General features: G+C 64.8%; 27 protein-coding genes. 12 read left to right on the plus strand and 15 right to left on the minus strand.

Annotated features, from left to right (window positions below):
• Positions 1 to 160 precede the first annotated feature (160 nt).
• Positions 161 to 814, plus strand: coding sequence for a TetR/AcrR family transcriptional regulator (locus tag J2X62_RS22285; RefSeq protein ID WP_310183420.1), 654 nt, complete (start codon positions 161 to 163; stop codon positions 812 to 814).
• An 83-nt stretch (positions 815 to 897) separates the two neighbouring features.
• Here the strand turns inward: J2X62_RS22285 and J2X62_RS22290 are convergent, their stop codons facing one another.
• Both J2X62_RS22290 and J2X62_RS22295 read right to left on the minus strand, forming a co-directional pair.
• The gene (locus J2X62_RS22290) at positions 898 to 1,125 is read right to left on the minus strand and encodes a DUF3107 domain-containing protein (protein WP_027496533.1); all 228 of its coding nucleotides are present in this window, start codon (positions 1,123 to 1,125) and stop codon (positions 898 to 900) included.
• A gap of 137 nt (positions 1,126 to 1,262) precedes the next feature.
• A complete protein-coding gene (locus J2X62_RS22295) occupies positions 1,263 to 1,997 on the minus strand; it encodes a ferritin-like fold-containing protein (protein WP_236253824.1) in 735 nt (244 codons plus the stop codon).
• Between the two features lie 413 nt (positions 1,998 to 2,410).
• Here J2X62_RS22295 and J2X62_RS22300 point away from each other — a divergent pair, with 413 nt between their 5' ends.
• Positions 2,411 to 3,967, plus strand: a complete 1,557-nt coding sequence (locus tag J2X62_RS22300) for a DEAD/DEAH box helicase (RefSeq protein ID WP_230074291.1) — start codon at positions 2,411 to 2,413, stop codon at positions 3,965 to 3,967.
• 9 nt (positions 3,968 to 3,976) lie between these two features.
• The gene (locus J2X62_RS22305; protein ID WP_094622384.1) at positions 3,977 to 5,230 is read left to right on the plus strand and encodes a hypothetical protein; all 1,254 of its coding nucleotides are present in this window, start codon (positions 3,977 to 3,979) and stop codon (positions 5,228 to 5,230) included.
• Between the two features lie 23 nt (positions 5,231 to 5,253).
• Here the strand turns inward: J2X62_RS22305 and J2X62_RS22310 are convergent, their stop codons facing one another.
• Positions 5,254 to 6,048, minus strand: coding sequence for a ParA family protein (locus J2X62_RS22310; protein ID WP_027496529.1), 795 nt, complete (start codon positions 6,046 to 6,048; stop codon positions 5,254 to 5,256).
• A 56-nt stretch (positions 6,049 to 6,104) separates the two neighbouring features.
• Complete coding sequence (locus J2X62_RS22315; RefSeq protein ID WP_032372689.1) at positions 6,105 to 7,571, minus strand: DHA2 family efflux MFS transporter permease subunit; 1,467 nt, start codon at positions 7,569 to 7,571, stop codon at positions 6,105 to 6,107.
• 196 nt (positions 7,572 to 7,767) lie between these two features.
• Between J2X62_RS22315 and J2X62_RS22320 the strand changes: the two genes are divergently transcribed.
• Complete coding sequence (locus J2X62_RS22320) at positions 7,768 to 8,427, plus strand: acid phosphatase (RefSeq protein ID WP_048320261.1); 660 nt, start codon at positions 7,768 to 7,770, stop codon at positions 8,425 to 8,427.
• Entirely contained in the window at positions 8,424 to 8,900 is a 477-nt protein-coding gene (locus J2X62_RS22325) for a GNAT family N-acetyltransferase (RefSeq protein ID WP_283348067.1), read from the plus strand. The genes J2X62_RS22320 and J2X62_RS22325 overlap by 4 nt, the downstream gene beginning before the upstream one ends.
• Here the strand turns inward: J2X62_RS22325 and J2X62_RS22330 are convergent.
• Positions 8,897 to 9,328 carry a hypothetical protein gene (locus tag J2X62_RS22330; RefSeq protein WP_222062117.1) on the minus strand — a complete coding sequence of 144 codons (432 nt, stop codon included), beginning with the start codon at positions 9,326 to 9,328 and terminating at the stop codon, positions 8,897 to 8,899. The two genes, J2X62_RS22325 and J2X62_RS22330, sit on opposite strands and share 4 nt — an antisense overlap.
• A gap of 189 nt (positions 9,329 to 9,517) precedes the next feature.
• Here J2X62_RS22330 and J2X62_RS22335 point away from each other — a divergent pair, with 189 nt between their 5' ends.
• Both J2X62_RS22335 and J2X62_RS22340 read left to right on the plus strand, forming a co-directional pair.
• Entirely contained in the window at positions 9,518 to 10,471 is a 954-nt protein-coding gene (locus J2X62_RS22335; RefSeq protein ID WP_032366306.1) for a diacylglycerol kinase family protein, read from the plus strand.
• Positions 10,472 to 10,737: 266 nt separating this feature from the next.
• The gene (locus J2X62_RS22340; protein ID WP_032366305.1) at positions 10,738 to 10,992 is read left to right on the plus strand and encodes a WhiB family transcriptional regulator; all 255 of its coding nucleotides are present in this window, start codon (positions 10,738 to 10,740) and stop codon (positions 10,990 to 10,992) included.
• Between the two features lie 152 nt (positions 10,993 to 11,144).
• On the opposite strand, the gene J2X62_RS22345 is transcribed toward J2X62_RS22340, so the two are convergent.
• A complete protein-coding gene (locus J2X62_RS22345; protein ID WP_027496524.1) occupies positions 11,145 to 12,623 on the minus strand; it encodes a sensor histidine kinase in 1,479 nt (492 codons plus the stop codon).
• A 21-nt stretch (positions 12,624 to 12,644) separates the two neighbouring features.
• Positions 12,645 to 12,860 carry a biotin/lipoyl-binding carrier protein gene (locus J2X62_RS22350; RefSeq protein WP_027496523.1) on the minus strand — a complete coding sequence of 72 codons (216 nt, stop codon included), beginning with the start codon at positions 12,858 to 12,860 and terminating at the stop codon, positions 12,645 to 12,647.
• Positions 12,861 to 12,979: 119 nt separating this feature from the next.
• Between J2X62_RS22350 and J2X62_RS25475 the strand changes: the two genes are divergently transcribed.
• A complete protein-coding gene (locus tag J2X62_RS25475; RefSeq protein ID WP_370878772.1) occupies positions 12,980 to 13,054 on the plus strand; it encodes a 50S ribosomal protein bL37 in 75 nt (24 codons plus the stop codon).
• A gap of 69 nt (positions 13,055 to 13,123) precedes the next feature.
• On the opposite strand, the gene rsrA is transcribed toward J2X62_RS25475, so the two are convergent.
• Complete coding sequence (rsrA, locus tag J2X62_RS22355) at positions 13,124 to 13,411, minus strand: mycothiol system anti-sigma-R factor (protein ID WP_027496522.1); 288 nt, start codon at positions 13,409 to 13,411, stop codon at positions 13,124 to 13,126.
• Positions 13,412 to 13,455: 44 nt separating this feature from the next.
• Positions 13,456 to 14,232 (minus strand): sigma-70 family RNA polymerase sigma factor, encoded by a 777-nt coding sequence (locus tag J2X62_RS22360; RefSeq protein ID WP_027496521.1) that lies wholly within the window; start codon positions 14,230 to 14,232, stop codon positions 13,456 to 13,458.
• Between the two features lie 91 nt (positions 14,233 to 14,323).
• On the opposite strand from J2X62_RS22360, the gene ybaK reads away from it, so the two are divergent.
• The 3 genes from ybaK to rsgA are packed head-to-tail and all read left to right on the plus strand — an operon-like array spanning position 14,324 to position 17,124.
• Positions 14,324 to 14,815 carry a Cys-tRNA(Pro) deacylase gene (ybaK, locus tag J2X62_RS22365; protein WP_310183433.1) on the plus strand — a complete coding sequence of 164 codons (492 nt, stop codon included), beginning with the start codon at positions 14,324 to 14,326 and terminating at the stop codon, positions 14,813 to 14,815.
• 6 nt (positions 14,816 to 14,821) lie between these two features.
• On the plus strand, positions 14,822 to 16,138 hold the full coding sequence (aroA, locus tag J2X62_RS22370; RefSeq protein WP_310183435.1) for a 3-phosphoshikimate 1-carboxyvinyltransferase: 1,317 nt from the start codon (positions 14,822 to 14,824) through the stop codon (positions 16,136 to 16,138).
• Positions 16,090 to 17,124 carry a ribosome small subunit-dependent GTPase A gene (gene rsgA / locus J2X62_RS22375; protein ID WP_027496518.1) on the plus strand — a complete coding sequence of 345 codons (1,035 nt, stop codon included), beginning with the start codon at positions 16,090 to 16,092 and terminating at the stop codon, positions 17,122 to 17,124. The genes aroA and rsgA overlap by 49 nt, the downstream gene beginning before the upstream one ends.
• Positions 17,125 to 17,172: 48 nt before the next feature.
• Here rsgA and J2X62_RS22380 read toward each other — a convergent pair whose 3' ends face one another.
• The 5 genes from J2X62_RS22380 to J2X62_RS22400 form a co-directional block, all read right to left on the minus strand.
• Entirely contained in the window at positions 17,173 to 18,423 is a 1,251-nt protein-coding gene (locus J2X62_RS22380; RefSeq protein ID WP_310183438.1) for a fatty acid desaturase, read from the minus strand.
• A 129-nt stretch (positions 18,424 to 18,552) separates the two neighbouring features.
• Entirely contained in the window at positions 18,553 to 19,848 is a 1,296-nt protein-coding gene (locus tag J2X62_RS22385; RefSeq protein ID WP_032370714.1) for a fatty acid desaturase, read from the minus strand.
• A 108-nt stretch (positions 19,849 to 19,956) separates the two neighbouring features.
• Positions 19,957 to 21,072, minus strand: coding sequence for a ferredoxin reductase (locus tag J2X62_RS22390; protein ID WP_027496515.1), 1,116 nt, complete (start codon positions 21,070 to 21,072; stop codon positions 19,957 to 19,959).
• 138 nt (positions 21,073 to 21,210) lie between these two features.
• Complete coding sequence (locus J2X62_RS22395) at positions 21,211 to 21,735, minus strand: DUF6912 family protein (RefSeq protein WP_032366300.1); 525 nt, start codon at positions 21,733 to 21,735, stop codon at positions 21,211 to 21,213.
• An 11-nt stretch (positions 21,736 to 21,746) separates the two neighbouring features.
• Entirely contained in the window at positions 21,747 to 23,192 is a 1,446-nt protein-coding gene (locus tag J2X62_RS22400) for a wax ester/triacylglycerol synthase family O-acyltransferase (protein WP_027496513.1), read from the minus strand.
• Positions 23,193 to 23,366: 174 nt separating this feature from the next.
• Between J2X62_RS22400 and J2X62_RS22405 the strand changes: the two genes are divergently transcribed.
• On the plus strand, positions 23,367 to 23,963 hold the full coding sequence (locus J2X62_RS22405) for an Rv3235 family protein (RefSeq protein WP_310183443.1): 597 nt from the start codon (positions 23,367 to 23,369) through the stop codon (positions 23,961 to 23,963).
• A gap of 45 nt (positions 23,964 to 24,008) precedes the next feature.
• Here the strand turns inward: J2X62_RS22405 and secA are convergent, their stop codons facing one another.
• Positions 24,009 to 26,912, minus strand: a complete 2,904-nt coding sequence (secA, locus tag J2X62_RS22410; protein WP_310183445.1) for a preprotein translocase subunit SecA — start codon at positions 26,910 to 26,912, stop codon at positions 24,009 to 24,011.
• Positions 26,913 to 26,961: the final 49 nt, after the last annotated feature.

Here is a 26,961-nt window from a genome sequence, read left to right on the forward strand (position 1 = left end):
TCCCCCAGGATCCCAGCGGTGCCGACGGCCACGAGTATCGTTGCCCGTGATCTGCGCTACGAGCGGTCCGAACCGAAGGCCACCCGCCGAAAGTTCACGAAGGACCGCACGTTGTCGAACCAAGACGAGCGCAGCTGTCGACGCGATGGGAACATATTTGATGACAGATCTCGACGACCGGAGGTCCTCCGACCGTCCGGCCACCACCGGCAACCGCCGCAGCGCCAGGCTGCCGCGTGATGCCCGTCGGGCGCAACTGCTGGCTGCTGCGAGCGAAATCTTCGTGACCCGCGGCTATCACGCGTCGGGAATGGACGAGATCGCCGAATGCGCCGGAGTCAGCAAGCCGGTTCTCTACCAGCACTTCCCCGGCAAACTCGAGCTGTACCTGGCGGTACTGCAGAGCTACGTCGACACCCTCATCGCCGGGGTTCGTCAGGCTCTGCGTTCGACGACCGACAACAAGCAACGCGTCCGCGCCGCCGTTCTGGCGTTCTACGATTTCGTCGACACCGACACCCAGGGCTTCCGTCTGGTCTTCGAGTCGGATCTGATGGGTGACCCTCAGGTCAACGCCCGCGTGGAGCAGGCGACCGAAGCATGCGTCGACGCCGTCTTCGACCTGGTTGCCCACGATTCCGGACTCGATCCGTACCGGGCACGAGTGCTGGCCGTCGGCCTCGTCGGTGCCAGCCAGTTCACCGCGCGTTACTGGCTCGGAGCAGATCGGCCGATCTCCAAGGAAGACGCCGTCGACACCACGGTCTCACTGGCCTGGGGCGGCCTGTCGCACGTTCCGCTGCAGTCTCCGTAACCAGCCGGTCGGGCATCCCGCCCACATACGCCACACGCCCCTCGTTCGAGAAGAACGAGGGGCGTGTGGTGTTACCGGCCGTCTCAGGTGGTTGCGAACCCGACCTTGCGAGGATCGGACGGGCCGATCTCGACGTACGACACCTTGGCGGTCTGGATCAAGAACTTGCGTCCCTTCTCGTCCTCCAACGACAGCACTCCGTCCTTACCTGCGAAGGCGGTCGATACGAGCGCTTCGACCTCGGCCGGGGACTGCGCACTGTTCACGACGAGCTCACGGGAACTCTCCGACACACCGATCTTGACCTCCACGGTCAACCTCCGAACTCTCGACAACTGACGCTGTTCTCGCCAGGCTAGTGCAGCCCGCGTGCCGCAGCCGCTTCCAGGCCTGTGCTGTCAGCGAACACCGGCGGGGACCGGCTCCGCCCGGTGCCCGATCTAGCCGATCAGTCCAACCCGAGCGAGGACATCCGTTCGGCATGCTGCTCCTGCATGCGATCGAACAGAGCGACGACCCCGTTGAGGTCGCCCGACGCGGTGATGACGAGATCGGTCAGCGACTCGCGCTGCGCGAGCACGAACTGGGCCTGCGTGATCGCCTCGCCGAGCAGTCGACGCCCCCACAACATCAGGCGTGCCTTGTCCTGGGAGCTCGCCCGGACCCGTTCGGACACCTCGTGGACGACGAACTCCGAGTGCCCGGTCTCGGCCAAAACGTCGCGGACGATCTCCGCGACGTCGGGGGCGAGGCTGTGCGCGATCTGCCGGTAGAAATCAGCGGCGATTCCGTCACCCACGTATGCCTTGACCAACGACTCCAACCAGGTCGACGGCGTGGTGGAGGCGTGGTACTCGTCCAGAGACCGCACGAACGGATCCATCGACGAATACACGTCGAGGCCACGGTTGGACAAAGCCTGTTCCAACGTCTCGAAGTGACTCATCTCGGCGGCGGCCATACTCGCCAGCGCCACCCGGCCTTCCATGGACGGAGCCATTCGAGCGTCCTCCGCCAACCGGTAGAACGCAGAGATCTCGCCGTAGGCGAGCACGGCGAACAAGTCGGGAACGCCCGGGTGATCGTGTGCGATCGCGGGCTCCCCTCTGTCCGGATCGCTCGACCCGACGAGGGCGGTGGATGCAACTGCGGGCGACGACGACTCCGACGAATGGGCTCCCATTCCACGAATCGTAGACCCGTGTCCGACGCCCCGTCGCGGGGCGCGTCACACCTGCCGCGACCCGTCGACCGTGGAGAATCGGGCCGGGCAAGCTACCATGGTGTCGATCGTTGCTCGCGGACCTGTCACACGGACCGAAAGCCGATGCGGCGATCATCGATAATGTGTGCGCACCTGATCCGGGTCGCCTCGAGAGCTTCGCCGCAGCGAACGTCACAGTTCGCGGCCGCGCTGAGGCTGACGGCGACATCACATCGGATTGAGGGCATCGACTTCGGCCGGCAATAGGCCTGTGCCCTTCCTTGTGCGTACGTTCGACCACGAGGAAGGCCAGTCCCCTGAGCAAGATAGTCGTAGACCAAGAATCCGAGACCGGCGACACGACCCTGTCTGCCCAACTGGACGACACGCATGTGCCACCGACGTTCGCCGAGTTGAACGTCGACGCCGACATCGTTCGTGCACTCGCCGACATGGGTATCGAGCGCACCTTCGCCATCCAGGAGCTCACTCTTCCGCTGGCGATCGCGGGAGACGACCTCATCGGGCAGGCCAGGACCGGAATGGGCAAGACCTTCGGTTTCGGTGTGCCTCTTCTGCATCGTCTCGCCACGGAGAATTCCGGAACGACCCCGCTCGACGGCACGCCACGCGCGCTGATCATCGTGCCGACCCGTGAGCTGTGTGTTCAGGTCAGCTCCGACCTCGAGAATGCATCGAAGTACCTCAGCGGCGCGAACGGCCCGGTGAAGGTTCTTTCCATCTACGGCGGCCGCCCGTACGAAGCTCAGATCAGCGCGCTCCAGAACGGCGTCGACGTCGTCGTCGGCACTCCCGGCCGTCTACTCGACCTCGCCAAGCAGAACCACCTGATCCTCGGCAAGGTCGGCGTCCTGGTTCTCGACGAGGCCGACGAGATGCTCGACCTCGGGTTCCTTCCCGACATCGAACGCATCCTGGGCATGGTCCCCGACAAGCGTCAGACGATGCTGTTCTCCGCGACGATGCCCGGCCCGATCATCACGCTGGCCCGCACGTTCCTGACGCAGCCGACGCACATCCGGGCCGAAGAGGCTGAGTCCTCCGCCGTGCACGATCGCACCGCCCAGCACGTCTACCGGGCGCACGCACTCGACAAGGTCGAGATGGTCGCCAAGGTGCTCAAGGCGGAAGGCCGCGGCGCGACGATGGTGTTCACCCGCACCAAGCGCACCGCGCAGAAAGTCTCCGACGAGCTCGCCGAGCGTGGCTACTCGGTCGGCGCGGTCCACGGAGATCTCGGGCAGGTCCAACGCGAGAAGGCTCTCAAGGCGTTCCGCACCGGCAAGATCGACGTGCTGATCGCCACCGACGTCGCGGCCCGAGGTATCGACATCGACGACGTCACCCACGTCATCAACTACCAGTGCCCCGAGGACGAGAAGACCTACGTCCACCGCATCGGCCGTACCGGCCGTGCAGGGCGCACCGGTATCGCCGTCACCCTCGTCGACTGGGACGATATCCCGCGCTGGCAGCTGATCGACAAGGCCCTGAATCTGGGTATGCCGGATCCGGTCGAGACCTACTCGAGCTCGCCGCATCTGTTCGCCGAGCTCGATATCCCCACCGATGCGACCGGCACCGTACGCAAGGCGGCACCCGCGCGAGCCGCAGAGCAGGCCGCTGACAAGGCCCCCGACACCGAGTCCGCAGCACCGTCGGCAGAGGCGTCCGCACCGAGCAAGCCGCGCCGCTCACGCAGCCGCCGTCGCACCCGCGCGGGACAGGACGGGGACCAGGCCTCGACCTCGACCGACTCGGCCAACGCCTCTGCATCGACCGCGAACCCTGTTGCAGCACAGTCGGATTCGACCGATTCGTCGACACCGGAAGCGTCGACCAAGACCGCTCCTCGTCGCCGACGCCGTCGCCGCACGAGCGGATCGTCCGCCGAGACCGGACCGTCGACGGCGAGCGCGTCGGAGTAGTCTCCAGCCGTGCTGGCTCCAGAACGTAGGTCGAGAACCGATCTCGTCGTCGCGGCAGTCATCGCGGTGACGGTGGTCGTGGCCGCGAGCGTCGCTTGGCTCACGGGTGACGCTCGGGGCACCACCTCTGTCACGGCCGACAATCCACTCGCGCCGTCCGAGGCGGCCGCCTCCGTGCCCGCCGCCCTGTCCGAGTTGTGGCGGGCACCGAGTTCGGCGACGGATTCGGCGCATACGCCGGTTCCGGTCGTGACCGGTTCGGCAGTCGTGACCGCCGATGGCGGTTCGGTCGTCGGCCACGACCCCCGTTCCGGCGACCCGGCGTGGTCGTACTCGCGAGACCTACCCCTGTGCTCGGTGATCGCCTCCTGGAACACTGCCGTCTCGGTCTACCGCGACGACCGCGGTTGCTCGCAGGTGACCACGCTCGACGGATCGACCGGCGTCCGCACAGCACAGCGCACTTCCGACGCAGACGACTCGGTGTACCTCTCGTCCGACGGCACCTACGTGACCTCGCGAGGTGACACTCGGATGGAACTGTGGCGCTCGGACATGGTGCGCACACTCGAATACGGGCGCGTCGATGCTCCGGTCAACCCGGGTACTCAGCCGAGAACCGGATGCACGCTCCTGTCCACCACGTCGTCCAATTCGCGGACGGCGGTACTCGAACAGTGCCCGGGTGAGCCGGCCGCACGACTGTCTCTGCTCAACCCTGCCCCCAAGGATGCGAGCGAACCCGAGGAGTACGGATCCTCGGTGGTCCCGGATCTCGTCACCTCGGAGCAGGAGCCGACATCCGGACGCGTCCTGGCTCTGACGGGAAGCCTTGTCGCGCTGTATGTTCCGTCCGCAAACGGTGCCCCTGCGCGCATCGCGCTCTACGACGACACCGCCACGGCCGTCTCCGAGTTCGCTCTCCCCGCGGGCCTCGGCCCAACATCCGCACCGCCCGCCTCGCCGGCAGCGAAACAGGGTTCGGTGTTCACCTGGTTCACCGGCTCCGGAGTGCAGGCACTGAACTCCACCGACCTGACTCCGGCGTGGTCCATGCCCGGGGCCCTCGGCAGCGGTGCCGTCATGGCCGGCAGGCTACTGGTTCCCGTGCCCGACGCGATCGCGGTGGTCGAGCTCGCCACCGGCACGGTGATTGCCGAGATTCCGATCGATCGCGGCGACTACGACGGACCGGTGCAGACCTCCGTGATCGGCGATGTCGTCGTCGAGCAGCGCGGTTCCGACCTGGTCGCGCTGGGTTGATCGAGGACGGCCGATCGGAGGAGCTACTCCGCAGGGTCGTACGTCTTTAGTTCTGCTGTGCCCTCCCAGTGGGCCAACAAGTTCTCGGCCAGCTCGCGATACGCCTGCGCGCCCTTGTTCTTTCGCCCCGACAGCACCGTTGCGCCGGATGCACTCGCCTCCGCGAAACGCACCGTCCTGGGGATCGGCGGAGCGAGGACCGGCAGCGAGTACCGATCGGAAACATCGCCGAGCACGTCTCGGCTGTGGGTGGTACGGGCATCGAACAGGGTGGGCAGTGCACCCAGCAGTGCGAGGTCGGGGTTGGTGATCTGCTGTACCTCGGACACCGTCCGCAGTAGTTGTCCGACGCCGCGGTGAGCGAGCGTCTCACACTGGAGCGGGACCAGAACCGATTGCGCTGCAGTGAGACCGTTCAGCGTGAGAACACCGAGCGAGGGTGGGCAATCGATGACGACCACGTCGAAATCCTGCAGAATCGGTGCCAGAGCACGCTTGAGTGCGAACTCGCGACCGGCGCGCATGAGCAACAGCGCCTCCGCACCCGCGAGGTCGATCGTGGCGGGCAACAGCACGATCCCCTCCGCCGTCTCGATCAGCACGTCCTCGACCTGTGCGTCCCCGGTCAATACCTCGTGCACCGACGAGTCGAGCTTGTCCGGGTTGTGACCGAGCGAGAACGTCAGGCATCCCTGCGGGTCGAGATCGACCACCAGAACGCGTCGGTCGAGTGCGTGCAGCGCGGCTGCCAGCGAGGCGACCGTAGTGGTCTTGGCCACGCCGCCCTTCTGATTCGCTACCGCAAGAATTGTCGTCACGCCCTGATCCTTGCCTAGATTCGCCGCTCGAGCGAGGTTTGTCGGTTCCGGGCGCGTCAGTGCATCACGATCGGCGGCGCGGATTCCTGAGAAACGTGCTTGGTTCGGGGCAGGAAGAACGCGGGCACGAACGTGATGACGATGAGCACCAACGCGACCATGAAGGTGGTCCCGAACGCGCGCGCCGAGATGTCGAATGCTTCGAGCTGGCTCGAGGCCGTCAGCGCCGGCTTCTGCTGCGCGGTCAACACCACCGACATCAACGCGGTTCCGATCGATCCGGCGGCCTGCTGGACGATGTTCATCAATGTCGAACCGCGAGCGACTGTTTCGTTCGTCAACGTCTGCAGCGCAGCAGTCATGATGGGCATCATCGTCGAGCCGAGCCCCAGCCCCATGACGAACAAGGCTCCGATCAACAACGTGTACGACGTGCTGGTGCCGACCTGGGTGAACACCGCCATGCCTGCGGTGATCAGGACCATGCCCATCAGCACGATTCGTCCTGGACCGGTCTTGTCCGCGATCACTCCGGCGATCGGCATGGCTATCATCGCGCCGATACCCTGCGGTGCGAGAAGCAGCCCGGCCGACAGTGTGGACTCGCCGCGGAGCAGAAAGTAGCTGGGAAACAGCAACCCTGCGCCCATGAACGCGACCATGAAGAAGGTGGTCGTGATGACTGCGACGGTGAGTGAACGGTTCCGGAAGAGCCTCAGGTCGATCAACGGATGCTCGACGCGCAGAGCGTGGAAGACGAACAACACGATCAGCACCAGGCCCACGATGACCGGAACCAGCACCTTGACGGCCAACACGGTCTCGGTTTCGACGACCGACGACGCACCGTAGAGAAACAGGGCCAGACCGGGCGAGAGCATCAGCATCCCGCGGAAGTCGAACGATTCCGACGGGGTCGGATTGTCTCGCGGAAAGATCACGATTGCGGCGATCAGCGCGAGTATGCCGATCGGCAAGTTGATGAGGAAGATCCAGTGCCAGCTCGCGGCCTCGATCAGCCACCCGCCGAGGATGGGGCCCGCGATGGGCCCGATCAGCATCGGCACACCGAGCACGGCCATCACGCGGCCGATCCGTTCGGGGCCGGCGGCACGCGTCATGATCGTCATGCCCAGGGGCATCAACATGCCTCCGCCGAGGCCCTGCAGTACGCGGAACACGATCAACGACGTGATGTCCCAGGCGAAACTGCACAGCACCGAACCGAGTACGAACAGCACCAGGGCGGTGATGTACAGACGCTTGGTGCCGAAACGGTCCGCAGCCCAGCCCGTCAACGGGATGACGGTGGCCAAGGCGAGGGTGTAACCGGTCATCGTCCAGGCCGCGTTGGCATACGTGGTCTCGAACACGTCGGTGAACGTCCTCAGGGCCACACTGACGACGGTGACGTCGAGAATCGACATGATCGCGCCGAGAACGACGACACCGGCGATCTTCAGCAACGCTCCGTCGAGCTTCTCCGGGGCACCGGAGGGCGCGGGCTTCTGCAAGTCGGTCATTGTTCTCCAGATCGATGAGAAGAGCTACGAGGTCAATGCAGTGAGCACACTGACGGGCAGGACTGCGTTGCCTGCGACGGTGAAGATCCAGAAGAGAATAACCGTCCGGTAGGTCTGGACTCAATCGCGTTTTCGGACACATCCGCCGGTTCGGTATGACGAAGCCCACACCCGACCGGCAGGCATGATCGTGTGCATGACCAACCACGGAGCCGTCGAGGCCGGCCGAGTCGTTCTACTCCGTCACGGGGAAACCGAATGGGCCCTCGCAGGTAAGCACACCGGAAACACCGATGTTCCACTCACCGCGCACGGTGAGCAGCAGGCAGTCGAGGCCGGCTCACTGCTGACTCTCCTGAATTTGCGAGACCCGGTGGTCATCAGCAGCCCGCGCGAACGGGCCCGTCGAACAGCCGATCTCGCGGGGCTCGAGGTCGATCGAACATGGGATGCACTGTCGGAATGGGACTACGGCGACTACGAGGGCATCACGTCGTCGGAGATCCACGAGACAGTGCCGCACTGGACCGTCTGGACGCACCCGTGCCCGGGCGGAGAGTCGATCGGTGACATCGCTGTTCGCGTCGAACTGGTGTTGTCCGTTGTTCTTCCACTGCTCGAAGGCCGGGACGTGGTGCTGGTGGGACACGGCCATTTCTCGAGAGCACTGATCGCCGGCTGGACGGAAGCGTCCATCACCGAAGGGAAGCGCTTCGCATTGTCCCCGGCCGCCTACTCACTGCTCGGTTTCGAGCACTCCTTTCGACAGCTCATCGCCCACAATGTTCACCCCTCGATTCTCTCTGCAGCCACCGATCGCTCGATCGGCACCGACCCGACCGGAGGACCACGATGATCCGACGCGCCACCGAAGACGATGTATCCGCCATCTGCGGGTTGGTCCACGAACTGGCGGAGTACGAGAAGGCGTCCTCGTTGTGCACGGTCCGAGACGATAAACTTCGGTCGGCTCTGTTCGGTGAGAATCCGTCGGTATTCGCGCACGTCGCCGAGCACGACGGCGTGGTGGTGGGGTGCGCTCTGTGGTTCTTGAACTTCTCCACCTGGGACGGGGTCAACGGAATCTATCTGGAGGACCTCTACGTGCAGCCGGACGCACGCGGCCATGGGTTCGGAACCGCACTACTCGCAGCGTTGGCGGCCGAGTGCGAAACCAACGGCTACACGCGACTGACCTGGTCGGTGTTGGACTGGAACACCCCGTCGATCGGGTTCTACCGAGCGTTGGGCGCGCAGGCTCAGGACGAGTGGACCACATTCCGATTGACCGACGGTGCCCTGCGGGACCTGGCAGCGAAAGCGTCCTAGAGACGCGGTTCGTCGTCGACGTCGCTGTACTCGGCCGCCATCCACTGCGACGAGGGTGGACTGAACAGCAGCACCAATACCGCAACCACAACGACTCCCAGAACGATGCCGTAGACGGTCTGATGTGAACCGGTGAGCAGCGACCACACGACGGGAAGCAGCAATAGCTGGACGACGGTTGCCAGTGCTCTCCCCCACCGTTTGCCGAGAATCAGGGCGACGCCTGCCGCGCCGACACCCAGGCCCAGCACGCCGAACCACCCGGCCGTGCCGTACCCGTTGGCGACAGCGTTGTCGCCCTCTCCGGAGACCGCGCGCACGACGAGAACGAAGGCCGCGACCAGCGAGACGGCACCTTGTGCTGCGACGAGGACCCCGGCGGATCGAAAAGTGGCCGGTGGGGTGAGGTTCTCGGGTTGGGTGGACACGGGACCAGCCTAGGCAACCGGGAGTGGAGCCTGCGGAACGACCCAGGGGGCGGGAGTGGAGCCTGCGGAACGACCCAGGGGGCGGGAGTGGAGCCTGCGGAACGACCCAGGGGGCGGGAGTGGAGCCTGCGGAACGAGCCGGGTGGTGCCGGTGGAGTCCGCCGAGCCACCCGGTTAGTGTTTGTTCCTGTGCGTGCGCTGCTGATCGTCAATCCCAATGCGACTTCTACGACGGCTGCAGCTCGGGATCTGTTGGCTCATGCATTGTCGAGTCGGTTGCGGGTGACGGTGGCGCAGACGACGCATCGTGATCATGCGTCGGAGTTGGCTCGGGGTGCCCGTGAGGACGGGGTGGGCCTGGTGATCGTTCACGGGGGTGACGGCACGGTGAACGAGGTCATCAACGGTCTGCTCGGGGTTCCGTTGCCGACGTCGATGCAGGCGGTGACGATCGGCGCGATTCCGCCTATTGCGGTCGTTCCCGGTGGTAGTGCGAATGTGTTCGCGCGCTCTCTCGGAATCGAGGCGGATCCGGTAGCGGCCACGAATCAGTTGATCGGTCTGCTGGATGCGCGGGCGCGGCGGACGGTCGGTCTGGGGCATTGCGACAACCGGTGGTTCACGTTCAATGCCGGGATGGGTTTGGACGCGGAGGTGTGTCGGGCCATCGATGCGAGCCGGAAGGACGGTACGCCGGTGTCGGCGACGCGTTATCTCAGGTTCTCGGTGCAGGAGTTCTTCAAGCACAAGCGTCGTCCGGCGCAGTTGACGGTGGAGGTTCCCGGGCGGGATCCGTTCGAGAACGTGCACTATGCGTTCGTGTCGAACTCGAGTCCGTGGACCTTCTTGAACGATCGTCCGGTCCATACCAATCCCGGGACCGCTTTCGATTCGGGTCTCGGTGTGTTCGCGATGCGCTCGACGGCACTGTTCCCCACGCTGCGGGTGTCGCGTCAGCTGTTGGCCAAAGGTGCAGAACCGAAGTCTCGCAAGTTGATTCGAGTCGACGACGTCCCGAGTGTTCGAATTACGTCTACAGAACCGATGGGGCTGCAGATGGACGGGGACTACCTGGGTGAACGCACCGAGGCGGAGTTCTTCTCGACTCCCGACGCATTGGATGTTGTCGCGCCCGTCACGTGAGACCCACTGTGACCTGGGCGCGAAGAAGCTCGATGGGCAATTTCCTGCGAAATCACGAGCAATATCCGCCGAGTCGGGGTACAAAGGAGCGCAGAAGGCTAAAGCGAGCCTAACAGAGTGAGCTTGACCACGGTCACGCGCGTATCCCTTGACTTCACCTGAGTTCGTGAAAGCATTCACAAGCAACAGTGCGGAAACATTGGTTACCCACTCGTGAAACAGAAGAGAAACGAAACGGCGCTTCGGCGCCCGGTAAGGAGCAGAGGATGGACTGGCGCCACAAGGCAATTTGTCGCGATGAAGATCCGGAACTATTTTTCCCGGTGGGAAACAGTGGTCCGGCGCTCGCGCAGATCGCCGATGCCAAAGTCGTCTGTACTCGGTGCCCCGTCACCGCAGAATGCCTGTCCTGGGCACTCGAATCCGGCCAGGACGCAGGAGTATGGGGCGCAATGAGCGAAGACGAGCGCCGTGCACTCAAGCGACGCAACGCACGTACGCGCGCACGTAGCTCCGTCTAGGACGCAGACACACAACACTCGGTAGGCCCGGTATCCGCTCAGCGGATACCGGGCCTTCTGCATGTCGGACTGCATAGCGGGCGCTTCCACAGATCGGGCGTTCTCACGTCACAGTGCGGCCGGTTCGTAACGCACTGTTCACGAGCGGCCCGTCAGGCTCGCGGCACCCGACGGCCCAGTGGCACTCGCAGCATGGCGTCGGTGCCACCTCCAGGAGCCGGATGCAGGCCCAGAGAACCGTTCAGTTCGACCGACACCAGAGTGCGTACGATCTGCAGCCCCAGTCCGTCCGAACGCTCCAACGAGAACCCTGCGGGCAATCCGCGGCCGTCGTCGTGGATGACGACGTCGAGCCATTTCGACGAACGATCGGCACCGATGCGCACCACGCCGACCGATCCGGCGTCGAACCCGTGCTCCATCGCGTTCTGCACCAGCTCGGCCAACACCATGACCAGCGGCGTCGCCCGCTCGGCGGAGAAGACACCGAGTTGGCCGTCCCGGACCACCCGCACCCGAGGGTTGACGGTGGCGATGTCGAGCATGATCGGCACCAACCGGTCGACTATCTCGTCGAGATCCACTTCTTCGTCGACCGACATCGACAGCATCTCGTGCACCAGCGCGATGGACGTCACGCGGCGAACGGATTCGGACAACGCGGTGCGAGCTTCCTCGTTCTCGAGTCGACGCGACTGCAGTCTCAGCAGAGCCGCCACGGTCTGCAGGTTGTTCTTCACTCGATGGTGGATTTCGCGGATCGTCGCGTCCTTGCTGAGCAGCGCACGGTCGCGGCGCTTCACCTCGGTGACGTCTCGGACGAGTACGGCTGCGCCCGCGGATCGACCGTGCGGCTGCAGTGCCAACGTGCGCACCAGAACCGTCGCGCCGCGGGCGTCCACTTCCATTCGGTGCCCGACGTTGCCGGACAGTGACGACCGGATATGGTCGGCCACTTCTTGCGAATCGAACGGGTCGGTCACCAGAGACCGCGTCACCGACGCGAGGTCACGGCCCGACAGTTCCGTCGTCAAACCCATCCGGTGGTACGCCGACAGCGCATTGGGGCTCGCGTAATCCACCCGTCCCTCGGTATCGATGCGGATGAAGCCGTCGCCGGCCCGCGGCGACGAGTTGACGTCGGTTCGCTCCTCCGGCGTCGGAAACGTTCCCTCGCTGATCATCAGGCACAGATCGTCCGCACATTCCCGATACGCGACCTCGAGCGCACTCGGCGGACGAAGCTGGGCCGGATTGGTGTCACGGGTCAGCACGGCGATGACGTGCTCTCCACACCGCACGGGAATGCTCTCGCTGCGGGTCAGAACACCACCCTGCACGATCTTTCGCTGTTGCAACGCGACGAGCACTTCGGGGTGCTCGGACTCGGAGATGGTCGTCCCCACGATGTCGTGGGTGAACACCGTCGGCGCGGTGGTGGGTCTGCACTGGGCGACACACAGCACATCCGCCGACCCGTCCGAGACATCGTCGGTACCGACCCAGAGCAATACGTCCGCGAACGACAGGTCGGCCAGGAGCTGCCACTCCCCTACGACGCGCTGCAGATGGTCCACCGCGGCACCGGGCAGATCGGTGTGTTCGGCCAGCAGGTCACTGAGGGTCGACACAGGTTCTCACGCAGCCGTCGGTCAGGACACCACAGCGATGAGATCGCCCTGTTGAATGACATCCCCCACTGCGACGTCCACGGACGTGACGGTGCCTGCGGTCTCGGCGAGCACGGGAATCTCCATCTTCATCGACTCCAGCACGACCAACGTGTCACCGACCTCGACGGCATCACCGCGGGCCACGACCACCTGAAACACCGTCGACACCATCTCCGCACGAACATCCTCGGACACCGGCGAACCCCTCTCTCACGACACCTCGAACCGCGGCGGGCACACACCGGAGACCATGCCCGTCACAGTAAGCCAATCACACGTGGGAGACTGTAGTGAACAAACGAGAGGAGCCCATCATGGGAAAGCGTGGACGTAAGAAGCGTGCTCGTAAGGGCAACAAGGCCAACCACGGCAAACGTCCCAACAGCTGACGTTCTGCCACCAGCCACGAAGGGCCGAGAAGCACTGCTTCTCGGCCCTTCGTCGTCGGTACGATCAGGTTATTCGGAGTCGACGCTACGGGTCAGAACCGTGCGTCGGATTTCCACGCTGAGTCGTTCGCGAAGCCCGGCGGGCGCTTGATCTCCGCCACATTTACGGGAGATCAGCCGCTTGACCTTCTCCTCGATGCCGTACGCCTCGAAGCACGATCCGCACTCGTCGATGTGCTTCTGCAACCGTTGCCTGCTGGCCTCGTCGCACTCGTTGTCCAACATGATCCATACGTCCGCGATCACGGCCGAGCAATCCAGTCGCTCGAATTCGGCGTCGGCTCCGCCGTCGCCCACAGAACCGCCGCCGATGATGTCATCGCCGGAATCACCGGTGCGCGTCACTGGACTACCTCCTGCTCGTGCCGGTCGACTGCGCCGTCCCGGTTGAATCCACGGTCGCGGGCCACACCCGCCAGCAAACCTCGAAGTTGCTTACGCCCACGATGCAAGCGCGACATCACCGTTCCGATGGGCGTTCCCATGATCTCCGCGATTTCCTTGTACGGGAAACCCTCGACGTCGGCGTAGTACACCGCCATCCGGAATTCCTCGGGCAACGACTGCAGAGCGGCCTTGATGTCGTCGTCCGGCAATGCGTCCAGCGCTTCGACCTCGGCCGAGCGCAGTCCGGTGGACGTGTGTTCAGCGGTTGCGGCGAGCTGCCAGTCACTGATCTCGTCGGTCGGGTACTGCGCCGGCTGACGCTGCTTCTTGCGATAGGAGTTGATGTAGGTGTTGGTCAGGATTCGGTAGAGCCACGCCTTCAAGTTCGTGCCCTCACGGAACGACCGGAACGCCGAGTAGGCCTTCACGAACGTCTCCTGCACCAGGTCCTCGGCATCTGCGGGGTTGCGCGTCATCCGCAGCGCGGCACCGTACAGCTGGTCGAGCATCGGCAACGCGTCACGCTCGAAGCGTTCGGTCAGCTGGGCCTCGGTCTCGGCTGCCCGCTGCTCGGCGATCGCCTTCTCGTCCGCTTCGGTGGGAGTCCTGGCTTCTGTCACGCTGATCCCTTCGGTAGCTTCCACCACCCAGGCTACCGCGCCCGAAGTCGGCTTCTGCGACGAGATCACCCCCTTGATCGCCAAGGGACGTCCCGCGGTCAGCACTGCCATTCGTCATTCCTTCCGCCTGCATCCGTATCTGCCCTGTCACAACACTGCCGCGCGCCACGGTGTTCCCGTCGCAGTCGATAGAGTCCGACGAATGGCTGCGTCGACTCCCGCTCTTGCGCTGCTCACCGCACGGAAGGTGGCGCATATCGTGCACACCTACGAGCACGATTCGCGCACGCAGTCGTTCGGCAGCGAGGCCGCCGAGATTCTGGGCGAGCGCCTCGGCGTGCGCCCGGAGCAGGTGTTCAAGACCCTGGTCGTCGAACGCGCAGATCGTTCGCTGGCCGTCGCGGTGGTCCCCGTCACCGGATTGCTCTCGTTGAAAGCGGCAGCAGCAGCTCTCGACACGCGGAAGGTAGCGATGGCCGACAGAGCTGCCGCCGAACGGTCGTCGGGCTACGTGTTCGGTGGAATTTCTCCGCTCGGCCAACGTAGATCCCTGCCCACCGTCATCGACGACTCGGCACTCGAGTTCGACCGTGTGCTGTGCAGCGGGGGTCGCCGCGGCCTGGAGATCGAACTCGCTCCGGCCGATCTGATTCGCCTCACGCGCGCCGTCACCGCGCCCATCGCCGCACACTGACCGCCGATGAGCGAAGATGGACCGGTGAGCACTTGGATAGCCCCCGCCGCCGATGGACCCATCGACGCGACAGTCACTCTGCCCGGATCGAAGTCGATCACCAATCGCGCGTTGATCATCGCCTCGCTCGCATCCGGCCCGTCGACCGTCACCGGCGCGCTTCGCAGCCGCGACACCGACTTGATGATCCATGCTCTGGAGACACTGGGCGTGCAGGTGGCCGCCGACCGCAACGATCCGACGTCTCTCCGTGTGACGCCGGGAACGCTGCACGGTGGATCCGTCGAGTGCGGCCTGGCCGGAACGGTCATGCGTTTCGTCCCTCCCCTGGCCGCGCTCGCCGACGGCGTGGTGTCCTTCGACGGAGACGAGCAGGCTCGCATCCGGCCGCTCGACACCATCCTCGACGCACTGCGCGCTGTGGGCGCCGACGTCGACGGCAGCGCGCTGCCGTTCACGATGCGCGGTACCGGTTCGCTGCGTGGTGGATCCGTCGAGATCGACGCCTCGGGGTCGTCGCAGTTCGTCTCGGGCCTGATGCTCTCGGCCGCGGCGTTCGACGAGGGAATCGAGATCCATCACATCGGTAAGCCCGTCCCGTCCATGCCGCACATCGACATGACCGTGGAGATGCTGCGCCGTGCGGGCGTCCGAGTCGACACCCCGGAATCGAGCGGAGACGCGAACACCTGGCGCGTGCATCCCGGTTCGGTCACCCCCGTCGACTGGAGCATCGAGCCGGATCTCTCGAACGCCACCCCGTTCCTCGCTGCCGCCGCTGTCACCGAAGGTGTTGTGCGAGTACCGAATTGGCCTGAGTCGACGACTCAACCCGGCGATGTGTTCCGCGAGATCCTCACGCAGATGGGCGCGGTGGTCGAACTACGCGCAGGGGTGCTGACCGTCGAAGGTCCGAACACGTTGCGCGGCATCGACTTCGATCTGCACGACGTCGGCGAGCTGACCCCCACCGTCGCAGCGCTCGCCGCCCTGGCCGAGGGGCCGTCCATCCTGCGCGGCATCGCCCACCTACGCGGTCACGAGACCGACCGACTGGCCGCACTGACGACCGAGATAGTGCGCCTCGGCGGGCGAGCGGTCGAAACCGACGACGGCATTCGCATCGATCCCGCACCGCTGCACGGCGGCACCTGGCACTCCTACGCCGACCACCGCATGGCCACTGCCGGCGCGATCGTCGGGCTCCGCATCCCGGGCGTCGAGGTCGACGACATCGGCACCACTGCCAAGACTCTCCCCGGCTTCGAGAACCTGTGGGACACGATGTTGTCCGCTTCCACACCCAGCGGGGTCGGATCCTGACCGCGCGCCGCTACGACGAGTCCGACGTCCGCATCCGGCCGGGCAAGAGTTCTCGTCCGCGCACCAAGACTCGACCCGAACACAACGACGCCGAAGCCGGCATGGTGGTGTCCGTGGACCGCGGCCGCTGGGGCTGCGTACTCGACGGTGACCCGTCTCGGCCGGTCGTGACGATGCGGGCCCGCGAGCTGGGTCGAACCCCGATCGTGGTGGGCGACGAGGTCGGCATCGTCGGAGATCTGTCGGGCAAGGTCGACACTCTGGCCCGAATCGTGCGCGTGGCCGAGCGGCGAACGGTGCTGCGCCGCACCGCGGACGACACCGACCCGTTCGAACGCGTCGTGGTGGCCAACGCCGACCGACTGCTGATCGTCGCAGCGCTTGCCGATCCACCTCCCCGCACCGGCTTCGTCGAGCGCGCTCTCGTCGCGGCGTACGTCGGCGGACTCGAACCGGTGCTGTGCCTGACCAAGAGCGATCTCGCTGCACCCGACGAGTTCACCGCGTCGTTCGCAGATCTGGACGTCCCGGTGGTACTGGCGGGCCAGTCCGAGGACCTGACCGAACTGACCGCCATGCTGACGAACAAGGTCACCGCGCTCATCGGACACTCCGGTGTCGGCAAGTCGACGCTTGTCAACAGACTGGTGCCCGACGCCTATCGCGCGACCGGGGTGGTCTCGGGCGTCGGCAAGGGCCGCCACACGTCGACACAATCGGTGGCGCTGCCGCTACCGGGCGGCGGATGGGTGGTCGACACTCCCGGCATCCGATCGTTCGGATTGGCGCACATCTCGCCGGAGAACGTCGTGGCCGCATTCTCCGACCTCGCCGAGACCATCGAGGACTGCCCCCGCGGCTGCACTCACCTGGGTCCGCCGGCAGATCCCGAGTGCGCTCTCGACACGCTCACCGGGGATGCAGCACGACGGGTGGCTGCCGTACGGCTCCTGCTGGAAGCGGTTCGAACGAACGAAGCCTGGTAGAGACCCACGGGGTCTGTACCAGGCTTCGCTGCTCGAAATCGGAGGCGGTCAGGCTGCTTTGCCGACCAGTCTGCGAATTCCCTTGCGCTTCTTGGTTTCTGCGATCGCGGTCCGGAGGCCACGCCGCTTTCCGGTGTCGGGGTCGACGGCGAACAGACCTGCAGGTGCCTGTTCCCATTTACGCTCGGACGCGGTTTCCGGCGCGTCGTCGCTGGTCGCCTTCAAGTACTTGTTCGGAAGCGACAGCTTGGCAATGGTTCGCCACGACAGGAAGTACTGGTGCACGATCGAACCGGTCGTGTACGGCAGGTCGTACTTCTCCGCGAGTTCGAGAACCCGAACCTTGATCTCCCGCAGACGATTGCTGGGTAGATCGGGGAACAGGTGATGCTCGATCTGGTAGCAGAGATTGCCGCTCATGAACTCCATGACCGGACCGGCATTGAAGTTCGCGCTGCCCAGCATCTGACGCAAGTACCACTGCCCCTGCGTTTCGCCTTCCATGTCCGACTTGGTGAACTTCTCGGCACCGTCGGGGAAGTGCCCGCAGAAGATGACGGTGTTGGTCCACACGTTGCGCATCATGTTGGCGACGATGTTCGCCGTCAGCGTGCTCTTCCAGGCAGGTCCGGTGAGCAGCGGATGCAGGACGTAGTCCTTGCCCATCTGCTTGCCGACCTTCTCGAGGACCTCGCGACGCTTCTGCTCGAATTCTTCACGTGGGACGCGGCCCTTGGCCACCTTGCCCAGTTCCAGGTGCTGCAGCGCCACGCCGTACTCGAAGAACAGCTGCAGCAACAGGTTGTAGACCGGGTTGCCGATGTTGAACGGCTTCCAACGCTGGTCGCGGGTGACGCGCAGCAGGCCGTAACCCACGTCGTCGTCCATGCCCAACACGTTGGTGTACTTGTGGTGAATGTAGTTGTGCGTCTGCTTCCAGTGCGCCGAGGGCCCGGTGTTGTCCCACTCCCACGAGGTGGAGTGGATCTCCGGATCGTTCATCCAGTCCCACTGGCCGTGCATGACGTTGTGGCCGAGCTCCATGTTCTCGATGATCTTCGCGACCGCGAGCATGGCGGTACCGACCAACCATGCCGGGCGGCGGCGACTGGCGAACAGGACTGCACGTCCGCCGATGTCGAGCGAGCGTTGCAGCCGAATCGTGTTCTTCACGTACCGGGCGTCGCGTTCACCACGGGACGCCTCGATGTCTCGCCGAATCGCATCGAGCTCGTGGCCCAGCGCTTCGATGTCGGCGTCGGTCAGATGCGCGTATTCCTTGATGTCCGAAATCGCCATGGGAAACAGCCTCCTGGCAGTTGTGAACACACAGCGTGCGGTAGTGAGCCGTGTGCATTTCCGTCACCTACCGTATCGTAACTTACGGTCGCGTAGGTTACGGGCGCGAATCTGTGTGACGATTCACAATCAGGCGGTGACGTCCGATCGCCGGAGCGCCTTCGCCTGTCGTTTGGCTTCTTTCTTCGCGTTGCGCAGAGCTCCTCGTGCCTCCTGCATCGCCGAGCGCAGTCCACGGCGCTGGCCGGTGAGCGGGTCGATGCGAAGTGCGTGCACGGTCGGAGAATCGCCGACGCGCCAACGCCGCTCCGACGATGTCTCGGGCGCGTTGTCCGAGGTTGCGCGCAACCACTTGTCGGGCAGCGACAGCTTGTGGATGGTCCGCAGTGCCAACAGGTACTGCTTACCGAGCGACCCTGTCGTGTACGGCAGGTCGTACTTGTCGCACAGCGCGTGCACCTTCTCTGCGATCTCCGAGTACCGATTGCTCGGCAGGTCCGGGAACATGTGGTGCTCGATCTGGTAGCAGAGGTTTCCGCTCATGAACGCCATGACGGGGCCGGCCTCGAAGTTGGCACTACCGAGCATCTGCCGCAGGTACCACTCGGGACGGGTCTCGTTCTCGAACTGACCGATCGTGAACTTCTCGGCACCGTCGGGGAAGTGACCGCAGAAGATCACGGCGTAGGCCCAGAGGTTTCGAACCAGGTTGGCCGTGGCATTGGCGGTCAACGTGGACTTCCACGCCGGGCCGGACAGGGCGGGGAACAGGACGAAGTCCTTCCCGACCTGCTTGGCGATCTTGCGCGCGAAAGCGCGGGCCGCCGGTGACTTGAAGAGGCCCTTTTCGTGGTCCCCGTCGAGCTGCTTCTGAGCGTCGTAGTCGTGCAGCGCGATGCCCCACTCGAACGTCGTCGCCAGCACGATGTTGGCGAGCGGCTGAACGAGGTTGATCGGCTTCCACGGCTCGTCGCGGGTCATCCGTAGGATGCCGAACCCGATGTCGTCGTCCATTCCGACGATGTTGGTGTACGTGTGGTGCGAGTAGTTGTGCGCCCGCTTCCACTGCTCCGACGGTCCGGTCTGGTCCCACTCCCACGAGGTGGAGTGAATTTCCGGATCGTTCATCCAGTCCCACTGGCCGTGCATCACGTTGTGGCCGAGTTCCATGTTCTCGATGATCTTGGCGACGCTGAGCATCGCGGTCCCCACGAGCCATGCCGGCCGGTACTTGCTGCCGAGCAGCACGGCGCGTCCGCCGAGCTCGAGCATGCGCTGAGCTCGGATGGTCCGGCGGATGTATGCGGCATCGCGTTCACCGCGACTGTCCTCGACGTCGCGGCGAATGGCGTCCAGTTCGCGCCCGAACGCTTCCATGTCTTCTTCGGTCAGGTGAGCGAACTCTTTGATGTCGGTGATGGCCACCGGGTCCTCCAACAGTTGTGTGCGGCGCCCGAAATACCGGGGTTCAGCGTGGGCAACCTACGTGAGCGTAACCCAGCAGCCTGAGAAGGCAGTGTGCGAAAAACAGACCTACAGTTCCAATGTGCAGTCGCCCGCGGCCGCGGAAATGCACGTCTGGACGCGGTCACCCTCGCTGTGTTCCTTACCGGAACGCAGGTCGATCACATGCCCTGCGGTCAACGGCACCACACACGTCTGGCAGATACCCATACGGCAGCCGAACGGCATCCGAACACCCACATTTTCGCCCGCTTCGAGCAGCGTGGTCGCCCCGTCCGCCGCCGCTTTCTTGTCGGACTTGGAGAACGTGACGGTTCCGCCGGAACCGGACGTGTCGGCGCGTGAGATCTCGAACCGCTCGAGGTGCAGCTTGTGCTCGATGCCCTCGCGCTTCCACGTCTTCTCGATTTCCTCGAGCAGTGCCGCGGGACCGCAGGCCCAGGTGTCGCGGGTACGCCAGTCGGGGTAGAGCTCGTCGAGCGAGGACAGAGCGAACTTGCCGTCGGAACGCGTCAGCTGCACGTGGGAAGTGAACTCGGGATGCGACTTCTCGAGGGCTGCGAGTTCGGCCGCGAACATCACCTCGTCCTCGGTGGGGGCCGAGTGGATATGCACGGTATCGGGCATGTCGCCGTGACGATCGAGTGCTCTGAGCATCGAGATGACCGGGGTGATGCCGCTACCTGCGGTGACGAAGAGAATCTTGGCGGGCGGCGGAACGGGCAGTGCGAAATTGCCCTTCGGTGCCGCCAGTCGCACGATGGTCCCCTGCGGCACGCCGCCCACCAGATGTGACGACAGGAACCCTTCGGGCATCGCCTTGACGGTGATGGAGATCAGCTTGTCTTCCCAGTTCGGCGGCGAGGTCAGTGAATACGAGCGCCAGTGCCACCGACCGCCGAGATGCAGTCCGATTCCGATGTACTGACCCGGCTGATAATCGAAATTGAAGCCCCACCCGGGCTGGATCACCAGTGTCACCGCGGTAGCGGTTTCCTTCTCCACGCGTACGACGCGGCCGCGCAGTTCACGGGCCGACCACAACGGGTTGGCGAGGTGCAAGTAGTCGTCGGGCAGCAAGGGAGTGGTGATGCGGGTGAAAGCACCACGCAGCATGTTCAGCCTCGGCCGCTTGGGTGCCGAGACACCGGCCACCGGGGCCTCCAACCACTTCTTCAGATCCATCGGGTGTTCCCCATCCCCTCGATCGTCGTACCGAACCGCGTGCGGGCATCGAGGTTACGCTACCGTAGGTTGAGTCCCCTGGTCACCTCTGCAGGCAGCCCAACCGTGGATATCGCCAGGTCGTGGCCGAGAGCAGGATCACAGCAGATCGAGCAGAAACGGTAGTTCCTGGGGGGCGTACCACGCCAGCGTGTGGTCTTCGGCATCACCGAGAACAAATTCTGCGTCGGCGTCGCCCATGTCCGCTGCATCCACGGCGGAGACAGCCTTGGCAACTGCTTCTTCGGCCCCTTCCAGATCGACGTGCACCGACGCGACCTGATCCATTCGCAGCGGTTCCTTCAGCCGAACGACAGCGTCGTCGAGATCGGGACGCAGGGTGGGATCGTCGACGTCTGCGGCAATCACCGCCCGTCGGTAGACCACGCCGTCGGCCACCGTCCCCGTGTCCGCCTCGTCGTCGACGGCCGCGGCGATCAGGCGCAGCGAGGCACGCGCGGCCTCCCCCATCGCGACCTCGGACAACTCCTCGTCGTCGCCCGACGAATACGCCTCACGCAAGGTGGGCGTCACCGCGAATGCGGTGCGCGAGACCGGACTGAACTCGCCCTCGGCTGCGAGCACTTTCAAGAATTCCAGCGTCGCCGGAACGTAGACACGCATTGCAGAAGACCTCACACTCTCGATTCGTTGCTGGCGTCGACCAACTCTTCCAGCGCCTCGTGCAGTAGCGCTGTCACCACATCCACATCGGGCATCGCTCCGCGGTCGGCGTTGAGCCCGAAGAACACGAAACCGTCGTACGACGTCAGCCCGATACTCAACGCCTGATTCTCGAACAGCGGCGACACCGGGTACATCTCGAGCATCCGGGCACCACCGACGTACAGCGGAAACTGCGGGCCCGGCGCGTTCGTGACGATCAGGTTGAACACTCGTTGCGAGAGTCGGCTACCCGCGCGCGCACCCATGGCATGCAGGCTCGCCGGAGCGAACCCACTGATCCGCATCAGCGTCTGAGCCGTCACACCGCGGCTCTGATGAGAATGGGCCTCGGTCGCGTGCGCGATGTGAGACAGCCGAACGACGGCGTTCGACTCCCCCACCGGGAGGTCGACGAGGAACGAGGACACCTCGCTGCGATCGTCCTCGGCCGGCTCACCGGACATGTCGCTGCCCTCACCGAAGCCGACGCGATCGGACGAGACGTACACCGACATCGGCACCATGGCCCGCACCGTGGACGATGCCGTGACGGGTTCGCCGCGCGAGAGCAGCCAATTTCGCAGCGCGCCGGTGACGACTGCGAGCACGACGTCGTTGATCGAGCAGTCGAATCTGTCGTGGATCCTGCGGTAATCGGCCAGCTCGGTCTTGGCCACGGCGAACCGACGATTTCGTGAGATCGGCGCGTTCAGTGGGCTGGACGGGGCGCTCTGTGTCGCGGTACGCAGCACGGCCGCGACCTTGCCCGCGGCGCGCAATGCGTCGCCCGCGAGACCGGCAACCCCGTTGACCGCGCCGCGCAACGTCTCGATGCTCTCGCCCGGACGCACCACCAGTTCGGTGAGCGCGTCGAGCACCAACACCGAGTCCTTGGGCTCACGAGCGGGCATCCACAGCTCCTCGGCCATCGGCGCGGGGTTCTTGCTCGCGTCCAGAATGACCTGACCGATGTCGAGCGCATTCTCGCCGTCGACGAGGGCCGAATGAGACTTGGTGAAGATGGCAAAACGATTCTTCGCGAGTCCCTCGACCAGGTACATCTCCCACAACGGTCGGGTGCGATCGAGCGGCCGTGAGGTCAGTCGCGCGATCAGGTCGTGCAACTGATCGTCCGTCCCCGGCTTGGGTAGTGCCGAACGACGGATGTGATAGGTGATGTCGAAGTCCGCGTCGTCCACCCAGACCGGCCGCGCCAGACCGAACGCGACTTCGCGGACCTTCTGCCGGTAGCGCGGAACCAGCATCAGTCGCTGTTCGACCAACGACAGCAGTCGGTCGTAACTGAAACCGCTCCGCGGGGTCCGAAAGACGGCGAGCGAGCCGAGGTGCATGGGACTGCTGCCGGCCTCGAGAAAGTAGAACGACGCATCCTGCGCCGTCAGTCTGGTCGCCATCGCGTGTCTCGGTCCCCGTCCTCGCACGTGGTGCGCCCCGATCGATACCGCCTGTTGCGCGGTGTGCTCGAACTCAGAGTACGTGGGTTCGCGACGTGAGTCCCAGTGCCGGGTAGGCACCGACGTGTCGTCGATCTCGGGAACCGAAATTCGATCGCGACCGTCAATGTCGGTGTGAGCGTCATCGAATCCAACGATCCGCCGGACACCGGGGACGACAGTCCGATGCCGTCGCCGGCGGACTCTCGGCTGCGCGCCGAGCACCATTGCTTTCTGTCGCGGCCGACCCAGTTCGAGCCGCCACTCTCGGCAGGCGCGGTGCACACCTGGGGCCGGGGTGAGAGCTCGCAAAGGCCACCGGAACGCCATCCGGCATCGGTACGCAGCACTCGCCCCCGCCGCCGGACCGAGGCACCCCATCGACCGATCGTGCAAGACGTGCCCGCCGATGCGCGGGCGAGCGCCGAACGCGCCATGCGGTTGCTCATCGAGGTGATCGACCGCAGGCGCAGTGCCGAGCAACTGTCCTCGTTGTTCACTGCGCCCGTGATCGACCTGATTCGCACCATCGTCCGCACGCCCCCACCGGGACGGCGACTCGGATTCGCCGCGGTGCGTCGCGTGCACGTCGCCTATAGATCGGACACGTCGGCCGAGATATTCGGCTCGTACACCCGCGGCCCACGCACCTTCGCCTTCGCGGGCCGAATCGAGCAGGCGGTCGACCCGAAGCGGCCAGGATGGACGGTCACCTCGTTGCGAGTGGGTTGAGAACACGAGTCGCCCGGCGAGGTCGCGCCGGATCGACCCGGCCGACTACTTCTTGCGCTTGGAGCGCGCCGACTTCTTCGGTGCTTTGTTCTGCGCTCGCGCTGCTTCGCGACGCTCGCGTCGGGTTCCCTCGGCCGCCGACTCCGCGCTCGCTGCAGCATCCGATCGCTGCACAGCCGTACCGCCCCCCTCGGCCGGGCCGGAGAACGTCAATCTCTGTTCGTCCCGCTCGTCGAGTCCTTTGGCACGTAGAGCTGTGGGAGCTGCCTGAGCTGGAGCGGCCGGGGCCGGGGCCGCCTTGGCCGCAGGCCGATCGCCCGTGGCCGCAGGTGCCGACGTTGCCGCAGGTGCCGGGCGACCGGATCCGACGGGTGAGGCCAACCCGGGGGCAACCGCGAGACCGGCGGACGCGGCCGGACCTGCCGGGGCAGGGGTTGCTTCGACCTGGAGGTTGAACAGGAAGCCCACCGACTCCTCTTTGAGGCCGTCGAGCATGCCCTGGAACATGTCGTAGCCCTCACGCTGGTACTCGACCAGTGGATCTCGCTGGGCCATCGCACGCAGTCCGATGCCCTCCTTGAGGTAGTCCATCTCGTAGAGATGCTCGCGCCACTTGCGATCGAGGACGGACAGCAGCACCCGACGTTCGAGCTCCCGCATTCCGTTCTCGCCTGCGATGCCGTCGATCTCGGCCTCGCGAGCGGCGTAGGCCGAGCGGGCGTCCTCGAGCAGAGCCTCGCGCAGCTCGTCGCGGCTCAGGTCACCCTTTTCGCCGTCCTCGTTCTCGCCCGAGAGAACCTTGTGGTCGATACCGACCGGATACAGAGTCTTCAGCGCCGTCCACAACTGCTCCAGATCCCAGTCCTCGACGTAGCCCTCGCTCGTCGCACCATCGACGTAGGCGGTGATCACGTCGGTGATCATGCCCTCGACCTGGCCCTCCATGTCGGCACCTTCGAGGATGCGCCTGCGCTCCTCGTAGATGACGGTGCGCTGCTGGTTCATCACCTCGTCGTACTTGAGGACGTTCTTGCGGATCTCGAAGTTCTGCTGCTCGACCTGGGTCTGTGCGCTCTTGATGGCCTTGGACACCATCTTGGCCTCGATCGGGACGTCGTCGGGCAAGTTCAGCCGAGTCATGATCGATTCGAGTGCGCCGCCGTTGAATCGACGCATCAGCTCGTCGCCGAGCGAGAGGTAGAACCGCGATTCGCCCGGATCACCCTGACGACCGGAGCGCCCTCTGAGCTGGTTGTCGATACGGCGTGAGTCGTGGCGCTCGGTGCCGAGAACGTACAGGCCACCGGCCTCGCGCACGGTGTCCGCGTCGGCCTTGACCTGTGCCTTGACCTCTTCCAGAGCAGGCTCCCAGGCGGCCTCGTACTCCTCGGGCGTCTCCACCGGGTCCAAGCCCTGCTTACGCAGCTTCAGGTCGGCGAGGATGTCCGGGTTGCCGCCGAGCACGACGTCGGTGCCACGGCCGGCCATGTTGGTCGCCACCGTCACCGCGCCTTGTCGCCCGGCCTCGGCGATGATCGTCGCTTCCTGCTCGTGGAACTTCGCATTGAGCACGTTGTGCGCGACGCCGCGCTTGGTGAACTGCTTGGACAGATACTCCGACCGTTCCACGCTCGTGGTGCCGATGAGAACCGGCTGGCCCTTCTCGTGCCGCTCGACGACATCGTCGACCACCGCGTCGAACTTGGCTTCTTCCGTCTTGTAGATCAGGTCGCCGTTGTCGACGCGGACCATCGGGCGGTTCGTCGGGATCGGAATGACGCCCAATCCGTAGATCTGATGCAGCTCCGCGGCCTCGGTCTCGGCCGTGCCGGTCATGCCGGAGAGCTTGTCGTACAGGCGGAAGTAGTTCTGCAGCGTGATCGTGGCGAGGGTCTGGTTCTCGGCCTTGATCTCCACCTTCTCCTTGGCCTCGATCGCCTGGTGCATGCCCTCGTTGTAGCGGCGTCCCACCAGGATGCGACCGGTGAACTCGTCGACGATGATGACCTCGCCGTCGCGGACGATGTAGTCCTTGTCCTTGGTGTAGAGCTCTTTGGCCTTGATGGCGTTGTTGAGGTAGTTCACCAGAGGCGAGTTGGCCGCCTCGTACAGGTTGTCGATACCGAGCTGATCCTCGACCAGCTCGACGCCGGCCTCGTGCACACCGATGGTGCGCTTGCGGATATCGACCTCGTAGTGGGTGTCGACCTTCAGCATGGGGGCGATCCGGGCGAACTCGCCGTACCACTTGCTCGACGCGTCGGCGGGGCCCGAGATGATCAGTGGGGTTCGCGCCTCGTCGATGAGGATCGAGTCGACCTCGTCGACCACGGCGAAGTTGTGTCCGCGCTGCACCAGATCGTCGAGCGAGTGCGTCATGTTGTCGCGTAGGTAGTCGAACCCGAACTCGTTGTTGGTGCCGTAGGTGATGTCGGCGGCATACGCTGCACGGCGTTCGACCGGCGTCATCCCGGACAGGATCACGTCCACCGACAGACCCAGGAAGCGGTGCACACGGCCCATCCACTCCGAGTCTCGCTTGGCGAGGTAGTCGTTGACCGTCACCACGTGCACACCGTCGCCGGAGATGGCGTTCAGATAGGCAGGCAGAACACACGTCAGGGTCTTGCCCTCGCCGGTCTTCATCTCGGCGATGTTGCCGAAGTGCAGGGCAGCTCCGCCCATCACCTGCACGTCGAAGTGCCGCTGAGACAGCACCCGCCACGATGCCTCACGGGCGACGGCGAATGCCTCGGGCAGCAACTGATCCAAGGTCTCCCCGGACGAGTACCTCTCCCTGAACTCGGCGGTCTTACCCCGCAGTTCGTCGTCGGAGAGACTCTCGACGTCCGAAGACAGGGTCGAGACGTGGTCAGCGATGTTCTTGAGCCGCTTGACCATGCGACCTTCACCAACACGGAGCAGCTTGGAAAACGACAGCGACGGCACGGGTTTTCTCGTCCTCGATCCTCGGTTCACGGGTACTGACACGAACAAA

Origin of the sequence: Rhodococcus sp. 3258 (genome assembly GCF_031456475.1) — a bacterium.
Classification (GTDB): domain Bacteria; phylum Actinomycetota; class Actinomycetes; order Mycobacteriales; family Mycobacteriaceae; genus Rhodococcoides; species Rhodococcoides fascians.